Raw genomic sequence first — 16,363 nt, 5'->3', positions numbered from 1 at the left:
CCCCCCCCCCCCCCCCCCCCCCCCCCCCCCCCCCCCCCCGGCCGTGTGCCGTGGCTTCCCTCACCCCGGCCCTCTCCCAGAGGGAGAGGGAGTTCCCGCCCCACCCAATTCGCATCGATTCACCCGTATCTCAGATTCACGGGCAGGGCCCGGCCGCGCCGGAATCCTGCCCCTTGGAGCGTGCACCATGACCACCCCCGCTGTTCAATTCACCCAGGTCTCCCGCCAGTTCGGCGAGGTGAAAGCCGTTGACCGGGTGTCCATCGACATCAAGGACGGCGAGTTCTTCTCCATGCTCGGCCCGTCGGGTTCGGGCAAGACCACCTGCCTGCGCCTGATCGCCGGCTTCGAGCAACCCAGCGCAGGCTCCATCCGCATCCATGGCGAGGAGGCCGCCGGCCTGCCGCCGTACCAGCGTGACGTCAACACGGTGTTCCAGGACTACGCGCTGTTCCCGCACATGAGCGTGCTGGAGAACGTCGCCTATGGCCTGAAGGTGAAAGGCATCGGCAAGGCCGAGCGTCTCAAGCGCGCCGAAGAAGCCCTCGGCATGGTCGCCCTGGGCGGCTACGGCGTGCGCAAGCCGGTGCAGCTCTCCGGTGGCCAGCGCCAGCGCGTAGCCCTGGCCCGCGCCCTGGTGAATCGCCCGCGCGTGCTGCTGCTGGACGAACCGCTCGGCGCCCTCGACCTCAAGCTGCGCGAGCAGATGCAGAGCGAGCTGAAGAAACTGCAGCGCCAGTTGGGCATCACCTTCATCTTCGTCACCCACGACCAGAGCGAAGCGCTGTCCATGTCCGACCGCGTCGCGGTGTTCAACAAGGGCCGCATCGAGCAGGTCGACACCCCGCGCAACCTCTACATGAAGCCCGCCACTCCGTTCGTGGCCGAGTTCGTCGGCACCTCCAACGTACTGCGCGGCGACATCGCCCAGAGCCTGACCGGCAACGCCCAGCCCTTCTCCATCCGCCCGGAGCACATCACTTTCGCCAACGGTGAGCGCGCCACCTCGGACATCGAGATCAGCGGCCTGCTGCACGACATCCAGTACCAGGGTGCGGCGACCCGCTACGAGATCCGTCTCGACAACGGCCAGAACCTCTGCCTCAGCCAGGCCAACAGCCAGTGGGCCGACATCGACCTCGCCCACCAGCCGGGCCAGCGCGTGACCGCTCGCTGGGCACGCGAGGCGATGGTGGTGCTGAACGAGGGCGCGTGAGATGGAACTGACGATGAATGCAGCGCTGCCGGCGGCCAGCAATGGCCCGCTGCGCCGCCTGTCCAACCTGCTCTACCGCAAGCCGACGCTGTACCTCTCGCTGCTGCTGATCCCGCCGCTGCTGTGGTTCGGCGCGATCTACCTCGGCTCGCTGCTGACGCTGCTGTGGCAGGGTTTCTACACCTTCGACGACTTCACCATGACGGTGACGCCGGACCTGACCTGGGCCAACTTCGGCTCGCTGTTCAGTGGCTCCAACTTCGACATCATCCAGCGCACCGTGCTGATGGCCGTCGCGGTGTCCATCGCCAGCGGCGCGGTGGCCTTCCCCATCGCCTACTACATGGCGCGCTACACCACCGGCAAGACCAAGGCGTTCTTCTACATCGCCGTGATGATGCCGATGTGGGCCAGCTACATCGTCAAGGCCTACGCCTGGACCCTGCTGCTGGCCAAGGGCGGCGTGGCGATGTGGTTCGTCCAGCACCTGGGCCTGGAGCCCCTGCTGAACCTGCTGCTGGGCATTCCGGGCATCGGTGGCAACACCCTGTCCACCTCCAGCTTCGGGCGCTTCCTGGTGTTCGTGTATATCTGGCTGCCGTTCATGATCCTGCCGATCCAGGCCTCCCTGGAGCGCCTGCCGCCGTCGCTGCTGCAAGCCTCGGCGGACCTCGGCGCGCACCCGCGGCAGACCTTCTTCCAGGTGATCCTGCCGCTGTCGATCCCCGGCATCGCCGCCGGCTCGATCTTCACCTTCAGCCTGACCCTGGGCGACTTCATCGTGCCGCAACTGGTGGGCCCGCCCGGCTACTTCATCGGCAGCATGGTCTACGCCCAGCAGGGCGCGATCGGCAACATGCCGATGGCCGCCGCCTTCACTCTCGTGCCGATCGTGCTGATCGCCGTGTACCTGTCCATCGTCAAACGTCTGGGGGCTTTCGATGCACTCTGAGAAAGCGTCTTTCGGCCTCAAGGCCGCCGCCTGGGGCGGGCTGGTGTTCCTGCACTTCCCGATCCTGATCATCTTCCTGTACGCCTTCAACACCGAGGACGCGGCCTTCAGCTTCCCGCCCAAGGGCTTCACCCTGCACTGGTTCAGCGTCGCCTTCGCACGCCAGGACGTGCTCGAAGCCATCGAGCTGTCGGTGAAGATCGCCAGCGTCGCCACGCTGATCGCCATGCTCCTGGGCACCCTCGCGGCCGCCGCGCTGTACCGCCGCGACTTCTTCGGCAAGGAAGGCATCTCGCTGATGCTGATCCTGCCGATCGCCCTGCCCGGCATCATCACCGGCATCGCGCTGCTGTCGGCGTTCAAGACCCTCGGCATCGAACCGGGCTTCCTGACCATCGTCATCGGCCACGCCACCTTCTGCGTGGTGATCGTCTACAACAACGTCATCGCACGTTTCCGCCGCACCTCCCACAGCCTCATCGAAGCCTCGATGGACCTGGGCGCCGACGGCTGGCAGACCTTCCGCTACGTGATCCTGCCCAACCTCGGCTCGGCGCTGCTGGCCGGCGGCATGCTGGCGTTCGCGCTGTCCTTCGACGAGATCATCGTCACCACCTTCACCGCCGGCCACGAACGCACCCTGCCGATCTGGCTGCTCAACCAGCTGGGCCGCCCGCGCGACGTGCCGGTGACCAACGTGGTGGCGATGCTGGTGATGATCGTGACCATGCTGCCGATCCTCGGCGCCTACTACCTGACCAAGGGTGGCGAGGGCGTGGCGGGGAGCGGGAAGTAATTTGGGTGCCATGCGAAACCCCTCACCCCCGCCCTCTCCCCAGGGGAGAGGGAGCTGCGCGTGCCGGCTGACGCAATGGCTTCAGCCGGCACCGAACAGTCCCCTCTCCCTCCGGGAGAGGGCTAGGGTGAGGGGCCGCATGGCACAGGCCCCACAGAACCCCTCAGGCCCGCCGCCCATAAACCGGCAGGCCCTTAAAAAGAAACACCTCAACCGAATTTGCACCACGTTCCTGACCAAGAGGACTCAACCATGCAAACCAACCTGCTGATCAACGGCCAACTGGTCGCTGGCGAAGGCGAGAAGCTCGCTGTTGTGAACCCGTCCCTGGGCACCACCCTGGTGGAAATCGCCGAGGCCACCCCGGCCCAGGTCGACGCCGCCGTACTGGCCGCCGATGCCGCCTTCGACGGCTGGTCGCAGACCGCGCCGAAAGACCGCGCGATGCTCCTGCTGCAACTGGCCGACGCCATCGACGCCAACGCCGAGGAGCTGGCCCGCCTGGAATCCAACAACTGCGGCAAGCCCTACTCCGCCGCGCTGAACGACGAACTGCCGGCGGTGGCCGACGTGTTCCGCTTCTTCGCCGGCGCCTGCCGCGTGATGCAAGGCTCCGCCGCGGGCGAATACCTGCCGGGCCACACCTCGATGATCCGTCGCGACCCGGTGGGCGTGGTCGCCTCCATCGCGCCGTGGAACTACCCGCTGATGATGGTCGCGTGGAAACTCGGCCCGGCCCTGGCCGCCGGCAACACCGTGGTGCTCAAGCCCTCCGAGCAGACCCCGCTGACCGCCCTGCGCCTGGCGCAGCTGATGGCCGATATCTTCCCCGCCGGCGTGGTCAACCTGGTGTTCGGCCGTGGCCCGAGCGTTGGCGAGCCGCTGACCACCCACCCGAAAGTACGCATGGTGTCGCTGACCGGCTCGGTCGCCACCGGCAGCCGCATCATCGCCGGCACCGCCGACACCGTGAAGCGCATGCACATGGAACTGGGCGGCAAGGCCCCGGTGCTGATCTTCGACGACGCCGATATCGACGCCGCCGTGGAAGGCATCCGCACCTTCGGCTTCTACAACGCAGGGCAAGACTGCACCGCCGCCTGCCGCATCTACGCGCAGAAAGGCATCTACGCCAAGTTCGTCGAGAAGCTCGGCGCAGCGGTTGCCAGCATCCAGTACGGCGAGCAGGACGACCCGAACACCGAACTGGGCCCGGTCATCACCGAGCAGCACCTGGAGCGCGTCATCGGCTTCGTCGAGCGCGCCAGGCAAGTGCCGCACATCGAAGTGGTCACCGGCGGCAAGCGCGCCGACCGCGCGGGCTTCTTCTTCGAGCCGACCGTGCTCGCCGGCGCCCGCCAGGACGACGAAGTGGTCCGCCGCGAAATCTTCGGCCCGGTGGTTTCGGTCACCGAGTTCGACGACGAAGCGCAGGCGCTGGCCTGGGCGAACGACTCCGACTACGGCCTGGCCTCCTCGGTGTGGACCAGCGACATCGGCCGCGCCCATCGCCTGTCCGCGCGCCTGCAGTACGGCTGCACCTGGGTCAACACGCACTTCATGCTGACCACCGAAATGCCCCACGGCGGCATGAAGCTGTCGGGCTACGGCAAGGACATGTCGATGTACGGCCTGGAGGACTACACCGCCATCCGTCACGTAATGATCAAGCATTAAGCAGTGACTGTCGGGCCCTCACACGAGGGCCCGATGTTTTACGGCGCCCCGCTCGACCGGGACCGCCGCGCGGCCACGCATGCCGCAACCCCTTCCGGCATGGAAGGGCAAAACCATGACAGCCCTGCCCCGGGCCATCACCTTGCAAGGATTTCCCATGACCATTACCCGCCGCGACTTCCTCAACGGCGTTGCCCTCACCATCGGCGCGGGCCTCACCCCGCTGCAACTTCTCCAGGCCGCTCCGTCCGGCCGCTACTACCCGCCTGCCCTCACCGGCATGCGCGGCAGCCATCCCGGCGCGTTCGAGGTCGCGCACCAGATGGGCTGGGAGAAGAAGGTATTCGATACCGATGGCCTGAAGATCGAGGAGCAGTACGACCTGGTAGTGGTCGGCGGCGGCATCAGCGGCCTGTCCGCAGCCTGGTTCTATCGGCAGAAGCACCCCAAGGCGCGCGTGCTGATCATCGAGAACCACGACGACTTCGGCGGCCACGCCAAACGCAACGAATTCCAGGCCGGTGGCCGGATGATCCTCGGCTACGGCGGCAGCGAAGCCTTCCAGTCGCCCAAGCACCTGTACAGCGACACGGTGAACGGCCTGCTCAAGCAGCTCAACGTCGACGTCGACCGCTTCGAAACCGCCTTCGACCGTGACTTCTACCCGAACCTGGGCCTGTCGCGCGGGGTGTTCTTCGACAAGGCCGGCTTCGGCGAGGCGAAGATGGTCAGCGGCGACCCGACGCCGATGGTGGCCGACGACATCGCCCCGGAAAAACTCAACGCCCGCAGCTGGCGCGCCTTCATCGGCGACTTCCCGCTGCCCGAGGCCGACCGCCAGGCGCTGATCGACCTGCACGAGGCGCCGAAGGACTACCTCGCCGGCAAGACCCGCGAGGAGAAGGAAGCGCACCTGGCCAAGACCAGCTACCAGGATTTCCTGCGCAAGGACGTGGGCCTGAGCGAGGCCGCCACCCGCTACTTCCTCAGCCGCACCAACGACTTCTCCGCGCTGAGCATCGACGCCGTCTCTGCCGATTCGGCCTACTCCGTGGGCTTCCCCGGTTTCGCCGCGATGGACCTTTCGCCGATCAGCGAGGAAGCCAAGTCGGAGATGGAAGAGCCGTACATCTACCACTTCCCCGACGGCAACGCCTCGCTGGCGCGCCTGCTGGTGCGCGGCCTGATTCCGGGCGTGGCGCCGGGCAAGGACATGAACGACATCGTCCTGGCCACCTTCGACTACGCCAAGCTGGACCAGCCGAACAACGCCGTGCGCCTGCGCCTGAACAGCACCGCGGTGAGCGTGAAGAACCGCGACGGCGGCGTGGACGTCGGCTACAGCCGCGCCGGCGCCCTGCACCGTGTGCGCGCCAGGCACTGCGTGCTGGCCTGCTACAACATGATCATCCCCTACATCCTGCGTGACCTCTCCGCCGAGCAGTCTCACGCCCTGGCGCAGAACGTGAAGTTCCCGCTGGTGTACACCAAGGTGGTGATCCGCAACTGGCAGAGCTTCATGAAGCTGGGCGTGCACGAAATCTACGCGCCGAGCCAGCCGTACAGCCGCGTGAAGCTGGACTACCCGGTGGACATCGGCGGCTACAGCCACCCGCGCGACCCGAACCAGCCCATCGGCCTGCACATGGTCTACGTGCCCACCAGCCCCAACGCCGGGATGGATGCACGCACCCAGGCCCGCGTAGGGCGCGGCAAGCTCTACGCCATGAGCTTCGAGTACATGGAAGGCATGATCCGCGACCAGTTGCAGGCCATGCTCGGCCCGGCCGGCTTCGACCATCAGAAGGATATCCAGGCGATCACCATCAACCGTTGGTCGCACGGCTATTCGTACTTCTCCAACAGCCTCTTCGATGATGAGGATGAGAGCGAAAAACTGATGAACCTGGCCCGCACCAAGGTTGGCAACGTGACCATCGCCAACTCCGATGCCGCCTGGGACGCCTATGCCCATGCGGCTATCGACGAAGCCTGGCGCGCGGTGGGCGAACTGTCCTGATGTAGCCGGCGCCGCGCCCTGCGTGGCGCCACACACAACGGCCGTCCGGCCGAAACCCCGCGGGCACGCCCGCAACGGAGGCAAGCATGCGTCACCTCGTCAGAGCGTTTTACCTGCTGTCGCTGTTCACCTTTGCCGGCCTGGTCCAGGCCGCAGGCTCTTCACAAGAGAATCCCAAACAGATCGTCGATGCCTACATGGCTGCGTGGAACGCCCACGACGCCGAGAAGGCCGCCGGCTACCTGGCCAAGGATGCGGAGTATTTCGACGTCACCGTCGGCACTCCGCAGAAAGGCCGTGAAGCCGCGCGCGACAACGTGATCAAGGTGTTCGTGGGGGCCGTGCCGGACCTGAAATGGAAGATGAACGGCAAGCCGATCGTCGACAAGGACGGCATCGCCTTCCAGTGGACCTTCAGCGGCACCAACACCGGCACCTGGGACGCCCAGACCCCGGCCACCAACAAGCCGCTGTCGTTCGACGGCGTGAGCTACGTGAAGGTCAAGGACGGCAAGATCGTCTACCAGGGCGACTACTACGATGCCCTCGGCCTGCACAAGCAGTTGGGTTGGTAACGGAAGCGCAGGGCGCATAACCCGGAAGGGGTTATCCGCCGTTCAGCCATGGCGGCGGATAACGCTGCGCGTTATTCGCCCTACGGGTCTGTCTGGTCAACGGGTACGCCCGGCACCGCAGATCCCGTTTGCGTAGGAGCGGACTCCGTCCGCGATAGTCTCCCGCCCGCGCGAAAACATCGCGGACGGAGTCCGCTCCTACGTCCAGACGCCCAGCGCCGTAATACAGCCGCGCCTCCACGGGCGGCTGACATTAGAAGAAAGAAGCCCTCGCCTACTCCTGCCCTCATCCGCCACTGCAGTGTCCCTACCCATGCCAAGCACACTCGAAAGCCGGCCCGCGAGCGCCGAAGACAGCCCCAGCACCCGCTCCACCATCGACCAGGTCAAGCAACTGATCGCCGACCTCAACGTTCGCTGGACGCAGATCAGCAAGGTCTCCGAGACCATCAAGCAGATCGCCAGGAACACCAACCTGGTGGCGCTCAATGCCGCCATCGAAGCCGCCCGCGCCGGGGAAAGCGGGCGCGGTTTCGCAGTGGTCGCCGACGAGGTGCGCCGCCTGGCGACGCAGTCGGCCAACGCCACCGCCGACATCGGCAACGTCGTCGCCTCGATCAAGAGTGAAAGCGCCAAGGCCCTGGCCGATGTCGAACAGGCCGAGCACTCCAGCCTGCTGGACACCGCCCGCGTGGTGCTGGCTGGCGAGGCCCAGCGTCTGGAAGCGCGCTTCGCGGTGATGGCCACCGCGCTCTACGGTCTGAAGCACTTCATCCTCGGCCTGAAGGCGCGCAACCTCGGCCCGCAGCGCGAGCAGATCGACGCAGTGATGCACGAATACCTGACCCGCAACCCCGACCTGCTGGCCTTCGCCTGCGGCTGCGAACCGAATGCCTTCGACGGTCGCGATGCCGAGTTCAGCCATACACCGGGGCACGATGCCAGCGGTCGCCTCATGGCCTACTGGCACCGCGGCAGCGGCGTGGCCCAGCGCGAATGCCTGGTCGGCTACGACAAGGCCGACGGCAGCGGCGACTGGTATCAGGTCCCCCGCGACAAGGGTCGCGACGTGTTCATGGAGCCCTATGAATACAGCGTTGGCGGCAGCAGCGTGCTGATGACCTCGTTCATGTCGCCGATGTTCGCCAATGGCCGCTTCCTCGGCATTCTCGGCGCCGACTACACCCTGCACCAGTTGCAGGAAAGCCTCGGCAAGTTGGCGCCGATGGGCAACGGCCGCTACGCCCTGCTCTCCAACGCCGGCGTCTACGTCACCCACGCGGACGCCAAACGCCTGGGCGACAAGGCCAGCGAACTGCCGCAGGAAGCGCGCAGCGCCATCGCCCGGGGCAAGGCCTGGGAACAGGTGAAAGGCCAGCGTGTGGAATTGCTGCAGCCGATCCGCGTCGGCGACAGTGATGCGCCGTGGGCGCTGCTGATGAGCTTCGAGCTGGCCCAGGCCGGCGAGTGATCGCAACGCAGTGGCGCTGCCTGTCGTTCGCGAGCAAGCTCGCTCCTGCAAGGCCGGCCCCGAAGTGAGGCTGACTGTAGGAGCGGGCTTGCTCGCGAACCCAAGCCCAAAACCGACCTCCAAGCCCAATGCGACCCCGGCCTACCCCCGCTCGGGCAACTCGGTGATATGGATTTCCGTCACCAGTGCCGGCTTCACCAGTGGCGTGCGCGACAGCAGCGGACAGAAGCGCGAAAGCGCGCCGATCAGCTCCCACTGGGTATCCAGGGATTTCGCCAGCACGTCCACATCCGCCAGCACACGCTGGCCGACGCGCTGCAGGTGCGGATCGGGGCTATGCCCGAGCTCCACCGACAACTGGGTGATCAGCGTGCTGAGGTTGGACATGTTGCGGGTGGCGAGGGCAAGGATGTTCGCCAGCAGGGCGATTTCCGATTGAGCGATGACAGCAGGCGTTGCAGAGGCGTCCATGCGTGCTCCAGTGATGCTCTGGTGGGGTGTGGCGCAGTCCTTGCGCGAGCCCGGTGAGAGTAGCATCACAACGCCACTGTGCGACAGATATCACATTTCATTTCTTTTCCTGACCTCCTGGTCACGGGCGCATTCGCTGCCGCCGTCTCCTTCGCAAACCGCGACCTGATCCTCAAATCCCCATCCCGGCAACGGAAACCATCGAGTGCGTTTGAACCTCGGCGATTGGCTTCCTATGATCCGCGGCCATTTTTCGAATATTCACAGCTTGCTACTCGTGCCCGGTGCCCCGCTTCCCGCACGAGGCCAGAAAACCCTCTTCTTCAACCTATTGAAGATGTACCCGATGGAACCGACCGCGAACGCCCCCCGATCCCCCGACACCCGGAAGCCTCCGAGTATTCCGCGTGCCGATTCGGCGCCCGGCGAGCCGCTGAGTTCCTGGTATGGTCCAGGCACCGCCTACAGGGTGACGCCGCGCCCCGCCGTTGCTTCACAGCCGAGCGCTCAACCACCGAGCCAGGCTGAGGCAGTCGTGCCGGCGGCCGCGGCTCAGCAGCCCACGCCACAATCCCCCGTGAACTGGTTGCTGATCGGCGTCGCTGCCATCTGTCTGCTGCTCGGCGCGCTGCTGGCAACGTTGTGGAAGTACTGGCCCAGCAACAATCCTGGCGATGTCCCGGCAGCAATCCAGGAGCCGAGCCCGCAGCCTCCTGTGCAGGCGCAACCGACCACCGACAGCCCAGTGGAAAGCAGCGTGATCGTCACTCAGGAACCCATGGACGACGAACCGTTGCCGCCCGGCCTCGCCGAGCCCGTCCCGGCACGGCCGATGGCTGAGCCCCACGAGATGGACGCTTCCGCCGACCAGGCGCCAGCAGCGGACACGATCGCGCAAACGCCCCCGGTCCAGACGCAGAAGCCAGCAACTCCCACACTGCCGGTTATCGCGCCACCCAAGCCACGCCCCGCGCCCTCGCCGCCCATGACCATCGTCGACAGGAAACCCGTTGCTCCGGCCAAGCCCCGCAGCGCGCCCGTGCCAGCCGCAGTCGGCACGCTGATCGTCGCAGTCCAGCCGTGGGCCGAAGTCTGGGTCGACGGCAAGAAGCATGGCATCAGCCCCCCGCTGTTGAAGCTGCAACTGTCACCCGGCAGCCACAGGGTCGAACTGCGTAACCCCGATCTGCCCAGCTACAGCCAGCAATTGCAGATTTCCGCTGGCCAGTCCGTGACGCTGCGCCACACCTTCCAGTAAGCGCCGGCAGGCCTCCCTTTTCGCGTACGGACAACACCATGAAAGCTTTGCGCACTCTCCTGACGCCCCTGTTGATCGCCTGCCTGGCGGCCGCTGCGGGCTGCCGGCATCACCTTGAAGATGAGCCCGTGCCGCCAGCGGAGGATATCCAGGCGAACGCCGAGAGCACCTTCGCTGAAGGCCTGCGGCTGTACGAGGCAGGGAACTACACCCAGGCTGAAGAACAGTTCCTCTCGCCAGCCCTGTGGGCCGGCGGCACCCAGGTGCAGTTGCAGGCACTCAAGTACCTGGCGTTCAGCTATTGCGTGAGCGAGCAGCCGATCCAGTGCCGCTTCGCTTTCAACCGCGCCCTGCAGATCGATCCGACCTTCCACCTGGGAACCGCTGAAGCGAGCCATCCCCTGTGGGGGCCGGTATTCGTTCAGGCGGCACACCGTTGACCCGTTCCCCCGATCGCGAGGTCCCCATGTCACTCCACCACCGGCTGCGCCGCTACTGGTTGACGATTCCCCTTCTGGGTCTGCTGCCGCTCGCCCACGCCGACACTCATGAAAGCCTGAGCGCTGCCGTCGAGAGTCTCTGGAGCAGCGAACAGACTTCCACCAGAGTGCTTGGCTCCAGCTTTACCCGCCAGGTTTCGAAAGCCGGCAGCGAATACCGGACCGAGGCGAAGGACGCCCCCTCCTATCTGGAAACCGCCGGAGAATCAGCCTGGCTGGTGATGGGCAAGCAGCGCTTCGACGCCGTCGCCACACCCTGGGGCAAATTCCCCCGGCTGGACCTGCGCGACGGCCGCCTGCTGGAAATCAACCTGCCGGACAGGCGCTACCAGGTGATTGCCAGCAGCGGTGCCGGTCTCTTCGGGGTAGGCGACTGGCGGCGCTATGGCTTTCTCCATGTGATCGACGTCAGCACGCCGTCCGCTCCGACCTACTACCCGCTCTACGCCGACGCCAACCTGGGCGAGCACGCCCTGGGGCGCCTGCCGGGCTCCGCGGTGCTCAACTATGCGCGCCTGGTACCCGCCAGCCGCAACAAGGCTGGCGAGATAGAGGCTTACGAAGTCTCGCTCTATGCGCTCGGCCGCAAGGGCCCGGAGCGACTGTTCAGGGAAGGTGCGCCGCTGGCCTATCAGCTCAAGCAGGAAGGCGACGGCTGGGTCATCGACAGCGTGGGCCGTACCCCGGTGACGAATGAGCGCGACGAAGAGCATCGCTCCTTCACCACCCCGCTTCGTCCCCCGTTGTTCCTGGTACGGGAAAACGCCAAGGAGTGAACAGCCGCCGCCAGCGCTGCGGCGGCCTGCTCACATACGCTCACGTGGCACTTGTCCGCGTGACCCGCGCCAACGTCAAACCTGCCCGTAGGCCTTGCGCTTGGGCGTGCCGCGCTGCGCAGCGCGCAGGTACTGTGCCGGCCAGGGCACCGGCTGGCCGCCCAGCTCATCGGCGGCATGCAACGGCCAGTAAGGGTCGCGCAGCAGCTCGCGGGCCAGCAGAATCAGGTCGGCCTGCCCGGTGCGCAGGATATGCTCGGCCTGCACCGGCTCGGTGATCATCCCCACGGTGCCGCTGGCGACTCCCGCCTCCTTGCGCACCCGCTCGGCAAATTGCGTCTGGTAACCGGGCCCTACGGGAATCTCGGCATTGACCGCGGTGCCTCCGGACGACACATCGATCAGGTCCACCCCCAAGTCCTTCAGGCGGCGCGCCAGCTCCACGGTCTCGTCGGGGTTCCAGCCATCCTCCACCCAGTCGGTGGCGGACAGGCGGACGAACAGCGGCAGCTCCTGCGGCCAGACCGCACGCACGGCAGCGGTGACCTCCAGGAGGAAGCGGATACGGTTCTCGAAGCAGGTGCCGTACTGGTCGCGGCGCTGGTTGGACAGCGGCGAAAGGAACTGATGCAGCAGGTAGCCATGGGCGGCATGCACCTCGGCGATCTTGAAGCCGGCGGCCAGGGCGCGCTCGGCGCCGCGCACGAACTGCTGCTTGATGGTCGCCATCTGCTCCTCGCTCAAGGCGATCGGCGCGGTGTGCTGCGGGTCGAAGGCAATGGCCGAGGGTGCTACGGGCGTCCAGCCGCCTTCACTGACCGGCACCGAACCATGCTTGCCCAGCCAGGGCGCCCAGGTGCTCGCCTTGCGCCCGGCATGGGCCAGCTGCACTCCAGCCACCGCGCCCTGGGATTCGATGAAGCGGGTGATGCGCCGCAGCGGTTCGACCTGCTCGTCATTCCAGATGCCCAGGTCCTCGGCGCTGATCCGCCCTTCCGGGGCCACGGCAGTGGCCTCGACTATCACCAGACCGGCGCCGCCGACCGCACGGCTGCCCAGGTGCACCAGGTGCCAGTCGTTGGCCAGGCCGTCCTGGGCGGAGTACTGGCACATGGGGGATACGGCGATACGGTTGGACAGGGTCAGCTGGCGCAGGGTCAGGGGCTCGAACAACTGGCTCATGGTGGCACTCCCTCGGGTCTTCAGAACTTGTCACTTCAACTGTAGACCGGGATCGCCTAAGGATAAGTTCGGATGATCGGCGGAAATCCTTCCTGCCTGCGTGAACGTCATCGGCGCGGTCGAACGTCCAGGCCCCCCGACCAACAGGACCGCCAGCGTCAGCCAGCGGCCCTTCTTTCGAGGGCCATCCACTGCAACCTCGCTGTCAGTGCAACTCGCTCGACTTGCCCATGGCCGCCACCGCTCCGGGTGCCAGGCTGTAGCGCTTGTTCTGGTCACGCTCGAGCAGGCCGGAGAGATGCAGGCGGCGCAGGGTCTGGCTGACGCAGCTGAGGGAGATGGGCAGGCCCGGCTCTTCCAGGTAGGCATGCAGTTCCACAGCCGTCGCCTTGCGGCAGGCCACCAGCGCATCGAGGATGTTCAACCGCGGCAGGCTGCTGCGCAGGCCGGCGTGTTCCAGCAGTTGCCGGGCGGGCCGCGGCAGGCGCGGGCGGAGCGGGGTGCTGGCTTTGATAGCGACTCTCATGGGCGCACCTCGAAAGACAGAGTGGCAACGTGGATCACGCTGTCGTAGCGCTTGCCGTCGACGCTGGCGCCGCCGTTGACCTGGGCCGAGACCTCCAGCACGTAGCGCGCCGGGAACGGCGTGGCCAGGGTCACGGTGCCGTCGGCCGCCGGCTTCAGGCTGCGGCTCCACTGCTCGGAGGTGTACACGTTGACCTGCGAGGCCGGCACCACGGTGCCCTTCCAGTGCAGGGCAAAGGTATTGCCGCCGGGCGCGGTGGGCACCAGCTCCAGGTCATTCTGCGCCCGGGTCTCGCTGCGTCCCTCGCGGGCCTGATAAATGGTCAGGGTGCTGCCTTCGGCACGCTGGGCGGCGACGCGCAGATCGCCCGCTGGCACGGCGCCGATATCGAAGGACTCGACGCCAGCCTTCATCGGCGCCGTCTTGCCCTCGCCCAGCACGACGTGGGCATTCTGCAACTGGGTCACCGGCAGGTGCTCGCCGGGCTGCTGTTCGCTGAAATAGCTTTTCGCGCTCTGCCCTGCACTGCGTTCCAGCCACAGGTAGTCCGCGCTGGCCAATGGCGCACAGCTCAGCGCCACGGCCAGCAGCGTGAGCTGGCGAAGGTAGAAGGTCATGCGGTTCTCCTGTTGTCTGGCTGAAGTTCGCTTCCGTTGCGAATCGATCGCTTTCACATACAAGACGGATGAGCCGCAAAAAACACGCACAGAAAATGTGTAAAGAAATGGAAAAGACCGCGAAAACCGCACCGAAACATTTATTTGCAACTGCAGATGGCCGGTTTTTCGATCTCATCCGTCCTTATTCCTAGAACACCGCTGCTCCTTGGTGTCTTCGCGCCTCGCCGGCCTTGTCCGGCGAGGGCCTTTTCCTTTGCCTTGCCCTTGTGTGGCCGTGATTCCCCATGTCCAAGAAATCCCGCTCCAGGCTCTGGTTCCTGGTCCACAGCTGGCTGGCCCTGCCCATCTGGTTCTTCGTGTTCCTGGTGTGCATCACCGGCACCCTGGCCACGGTGAGCCAGGAGATCATCTGGCTGGCCGATCCGTCCGTGCGCGCCAATCCGCCAGACGATGACGCCCAACGCCTGGGCTACGACCAGGTACTCGCCGCCATGGCCCAGCAGCAACCGCAGGCCGCCGTGCGCGTGATCAGCGCGCCCAGCGAAACGCATTTTGCGCTGCGGGTCAGCGTCACTTATCCCGACAGCGCTACCGCCATGCTCTACGTGAACCCCTATACCGGGGTTATCCAGGGCAAGATGCCGCTGTTCGACTTCCGCCAGTTCACCCGCGCGCTGCATGGCTGGTGGCTGGTGCCGTTCAGCCACGGTTTCAGCTGGGGCTGGTACCTGGTGTCGCTGCTCGGCCTGCCGATGCTCGCCTCGCTGGTCACCGGCCTGGTGGTGTACAAGCGCTTCTGGCGCGGTTTCCTCAAGCCGACCCTGCGCCTGCGCCAGGGCGCGCGCATCTTCTGGGGCGACATGCATCGGCTGATGGGCATCTGGTCGATCTGGTTCATCGCGGTGATTTCCATCACCGGCACCTGGTTCCTGATCCAGGCGACGCTCTTCGACAACAGCATCTCCATCTCCAGCGAGGGCGTGCCGACCATCATCCAGCGCGACAGCATCCCACTGAGCGTGGACGGCAAGGCGCCACCGCGCATCGGCCTGGACGCTGCCGTGCTATCCGCGCAGCAACGCATTCCCGGCTTCGAGCCGACCTTCTTCCGCCTGCCCTCCAGCGCCTACGACCCGCTGACCATCTTCGGCAAGGCCTGGTACCCGCTGATGTCCGAAAGCGCCCAGGTGAACCCCTATGACGGCAGCATCGCCTCGACCCGCCTGCTCGGCGACCGCTCCGGGCTGGAGTTCGTCACCGAGTCCATGCGCCCGCTGCACACCGGCGATTTCGGCGGCGTGTGGGTCAAGCTGATCTGGTTCGTGTTCGGCCTGATCCTCAGCATGATGGTGCTCAGCGGCCTGATGATCTGGAGCAAGCGCACCCTGATCGCCACCGCCAAGGAACTGAAGAAGCAGAAAGCCCGCGAACGCATCGCTGTCGCGGCCACCGCGGAGGCCAGCCAATGAGCGGCAAGAGCAAGCTGCGCCGCCTGTGGCTGCGCTGGCGTTTCCACCTCAGCGCCCTGCTGGTGCTGATTCCCCTGGGCTTCATGCCGCAGTACTTCCACGAAGCGAAGCTCGACCGTGGCCTGCGCGGCCTGGGCGAGCGCGAGATCGGCAATCTGCAGGTCGGCCCCTGGACCGCGCGCATGGCCGAATGGGAAGTCGGCGAGCCGGAAGATGAAGGCCGCGCCGGCTTCGTCAAGGCCTTTACCCTGGCCTTCTGCGACAGCTGCTATGCACAGGTGAAGGCCGCCTACCTGCGTATCGGCGAACCACGCAGCCTGCGTGCCGCCGGCGGGCTGTTCGCCGGCACGCCGCACCAGCAGTTCGCCGAAGTCACAATCCCGGCCCGGGTCACGCCGGCCGACGAGCTGTGGCTGACCGTGGAAGGCTGGGATGGCGCGGTGCATCAGGCGCAGATCCCTCTCGACAAAGCCTCGCCGTCGCTGGTGGCCTGGCTGGAAAAGACCCGGAGCAATCGATGAAAGCGATCCCCAAGTACAGCGCCCTGCTGCTCGGCCTGGCCGCCAGCACCAGCGCCCTGGCCCACGCGCCCTTCTGCGAATGCACGGCGCTGGATGCCGAGACGATCCGCTGCGTCGGCGGCTTTACCGATGGCAGCGCCGCGCCAGGCGTTACCCTGGATGTGCTGAGCGCCACCAACCACAAGGTGCTGCTGCCCGGCAAGCTGGGCGCGGACTCCAGCCTGACCTTCAAGCGCCCAGGCGAAGACTTCTACATCCTCTTCGATGTCGGGCCGGGCTATATGGTCGAGGTCGATCCGAGCGAGATCAAAGGCATCTGAGCTAGCGCTGCAA

17 protein-coding genes are annotated in these 16,363 nt (G+C 66.1%); 13 read left to right on the top strand and 4 right to left on the bottom strand.

Annotated elements, in window-relative coordinates:
* Positions 1-187: 187 nt before the first annotated feature.
* From N5C91_RS31210 to N5C91_RS31180, 7 genes are all read left to right on the top strand, one after another.
* Positions 188-1,216, top strand: a complete 1,029-nt coding sequence (locus N5C91_RS31210) for an ABC transporter ATP-binding protein (RefSeq protein ID WP_038803388.1) — start codon at positions 188-190, stop codon at positions 1,214-1,216.
* Between the two features lie 13 nt (positions 1,217-1,229).
* Positions 1,230-2,168, top strand: a complete 939-nt coding sequence (locus N5C91_RS31205) for an ABC transporter permease (protein ID WP_139093077.1) — start codon at positions 1,230-1,232, stop codon at positions 2,166-2,168.
* Positions 2,158-2,964, top strand: a complete 807-nt coding sequence (locus N5C91_RS31200; protein ID WP_279834314.1) for an ABC transporter permease — start codon at positions 2,158-2,160, stop codon at positions 2,962-2,964. The genes N5C91_RS31205 and N5C91_RS31200 overlap by 11 nt, the downstream gene beginning before the upstream one ends.
* Positions 2,965-3,216: 252 nt before the next feature.
* A complete protein-coding gene (locus tag N5C91_RS31195) occupies positions 3,217-4,641 on the top strand; it encodes a gamma-aminobutyraldehyde dehydrogenase (RefSeq protein WP_236198386.1) in 1,425 nt (474 codons plus the stop codon).
* A 157-nt stretch (positions 4,642-4,798) separates the two neighbouring features.
* Positions 4,799-6,661, top strand: a complete 1,863-nt coding sequence (locus N5C91_RS31190; protein WP_279834313.1) for an NAD(P)/FAD-dependent oxidoreductase — start codon at positions 4,799-4,801, stop codon at positions 6,659-6,661.
* 86 nt (positions 6,662-6,747) lie between these two features.
* Entirely contained in the window at positions 6,748-7,236 is a 489-nt protein-coding gene (locus N5C91_RS31185; protein ID WP_279834311.1) for an ester cyclase, read from the top strand.
* Positions 7,237-7,549: 313 nt separating this feature from the next.
* A complete protein-coding gene (locus tag N5C91_RS31180) occupies positions 7,550-8,707 on the top strand; it encodes a methyl-accepting chemotaxis protein (RefSeq protein WP_279834309.1) in 1,158 nt (385 codons plus the stop codon).
* 141 nt (positions 8,708-8,848) lie between these two features.
* Here the strand turns inward: N5C91_RS31180 and N5C91_RS31175 are convergent, their stop codons facing one another.
* The gene (locus N5C91_RS31175; RefSeq protein WP_236174691.1) at positions 8,849-9,178 is read right to left on the bottom strand and encodes a hypothetical protein; all 330 of its coding nucleotides are present in this window, start codon (positions 9,176-9,178) and stop codon (positions 8,849-8,851) included.
* Positions 9,179-9,755: 577 nt separating this feature from the next.
* On the opposite strand from N5C91_RS31175, the gene N5C91_RS31170 reads away from it, so the two are divergent.
* From N5C91_RS31170 to N5C91_RS31160, 3 genes are read left to right on the top strand one after another with little or no spacing between them, the layout of a single operon-like run.
* Positions 9,756-10,436, top strand: a complete 681-nt coding sequence (locus N5C91_RS31170; protein ID WP_279834308.1) for a PEGA domain-containing protein — start codon at positions 9,756-9,758, stop codon at positions 10,434-10,436.
* A gap of 38 nt (positions 10,437-10,474) precedes the next feature.
* Positions 10,475-10,876, top strand: a complete 402-nt coding sequence (locus N5C91_RS31165; RefSeq protein ID WP_279834307.1) for a TssQ family T6SS-associated lipoprotein — start codon at positions 10,475-10,477, stop codon at positions 10,874-10,876.
* A 26-nt stretch (positions 10,877-10,902) separates the two neighbouring features.
* Positions 10,903-11,712 (top strand): hypothetical protein, encoded by an 810-nt coding sequence (locus N5C91_RS31160; protein WP_279834306.1) that lies wholly within the window; start codon positions 10,903-10,905, stop codon positions 11,710-11,712.
* Positions 11,713-11,787: 75 nt separating this feature from the next.
* On the opposite strand, the gene N5C91_RS31155 is transcribed toward N5C91_RS31160, so the two are convergent.
* From N5C91_RS31155 to N5C91_RS31145, 3 genes are all read right to left on the bottom strand, one after another.
* Positions 11,788-12,894 carry an NADH:flavin oxidoreductase/NADH oxidase gene (locus N5C91_RS31155; protein ID WP_236174695.1) on the bottom strand — a complete coding sequence of 369 codons (1,107 nt, stop codon included), beginning with the start codon at positions 12,892-12,894 and terminating at the stop codon, positions 11,788-11,790.
* Positions 12,895-13,099: 205 nt separating this feature from the next.
* The gene (locus tag N5C91_RS31150; RefSeq protein WP_236174696.1) at positions 13,100-13,420 is read right to left on the bottom strand and encodes a transcriptional repressor; all 321 of its coding nucleotides are present in this window, start codon (positions 13,418-13,420) and stop codon (positions 13,100-13,102) included.
* Entirely contained in the window at positions 13,417-14,037 is a 621-nt protein-coding gene (locus N5C91_RS31145; protein ID WP_236174697.1) for a hypothetical protein, read from the bottom strand. Before N5C91_RS31145 ends, N5C91_RS31150 begins: the two co-directional genes overlap by 4 nt.
* A 287-nt stretch (positions 14,038-14,324) precedes the next feature.
* On the opposite strand from N5C91_RS31145, the gene N5C91_RS31140 reads away from it, so the two are divergent.
* Genes N5C91_RS31140 through N5C91_RS31130 form a run of 3 tightly spaced genes read left to right on the top strand, consistent with a single transcriptional unit; the run spans position 14,325 to position 16,350 of the window.
* The gene (locus tag N5C91_RS31140) at positions 14,325-15,509 is read left to right on the top strand and encodes a PepSY domain-containing protein (protein ID WP_279834299.1); all 1,185 of its coding nucleotides are present in this window, start codon (positions 14,325-14,327) and stop codon (positions 15,507-15,509) included.
* Positions 15,506-16,030 carry a thiamine pyrophosphate-binding protein gene (locus tag N5C91_RS31135; RefSeq protein ID WP_236198379.1) on the top strand — a complete coding sequence of 175 codons (525 nt, stop codon included), beginning with the start codon at positions 15,506-15,508 and terminating at the stop codon, positions 16,028-16,030. The genes N5C91_RS31140 and N5C91_RS31135 overlap by 4 nt, the downstream gene beginning before the upstream one ends.
* Positions 16,027-16,350, top strand: coding sequence for a hypothetical protein (locus N5C91_RS31130; RefSeq protein WP_236174700.1), 324 nt, complete (start codon positions 16,027-16,029; stop codon positions 16,348-16,350). The genes N5C91_RS31135 and N5C91_RS31130 overlap by 4 nt, the downstream gene beginning before the upstream one ends.
* Positions 16,351-16,363 lie beyond the last annotated feature (13 nt).

The organism is Pseudomonas sp. GD03903 (assembly GCF_029840045.1).
GTDB classification, from domain to species: domain Bacteria; phylum Pseudomonadota; class Gammaproteobacteria; order Pseudomonadales; family Pseudomonadaceae; genus Pseudomonas; species Pseudomonas pseudonitroreducens.
The sequence above is the reverse complement of the archived record's forward strand: the minus strand, read 5'-3'. Positions and strand labels throughout refer to the sequence as shown.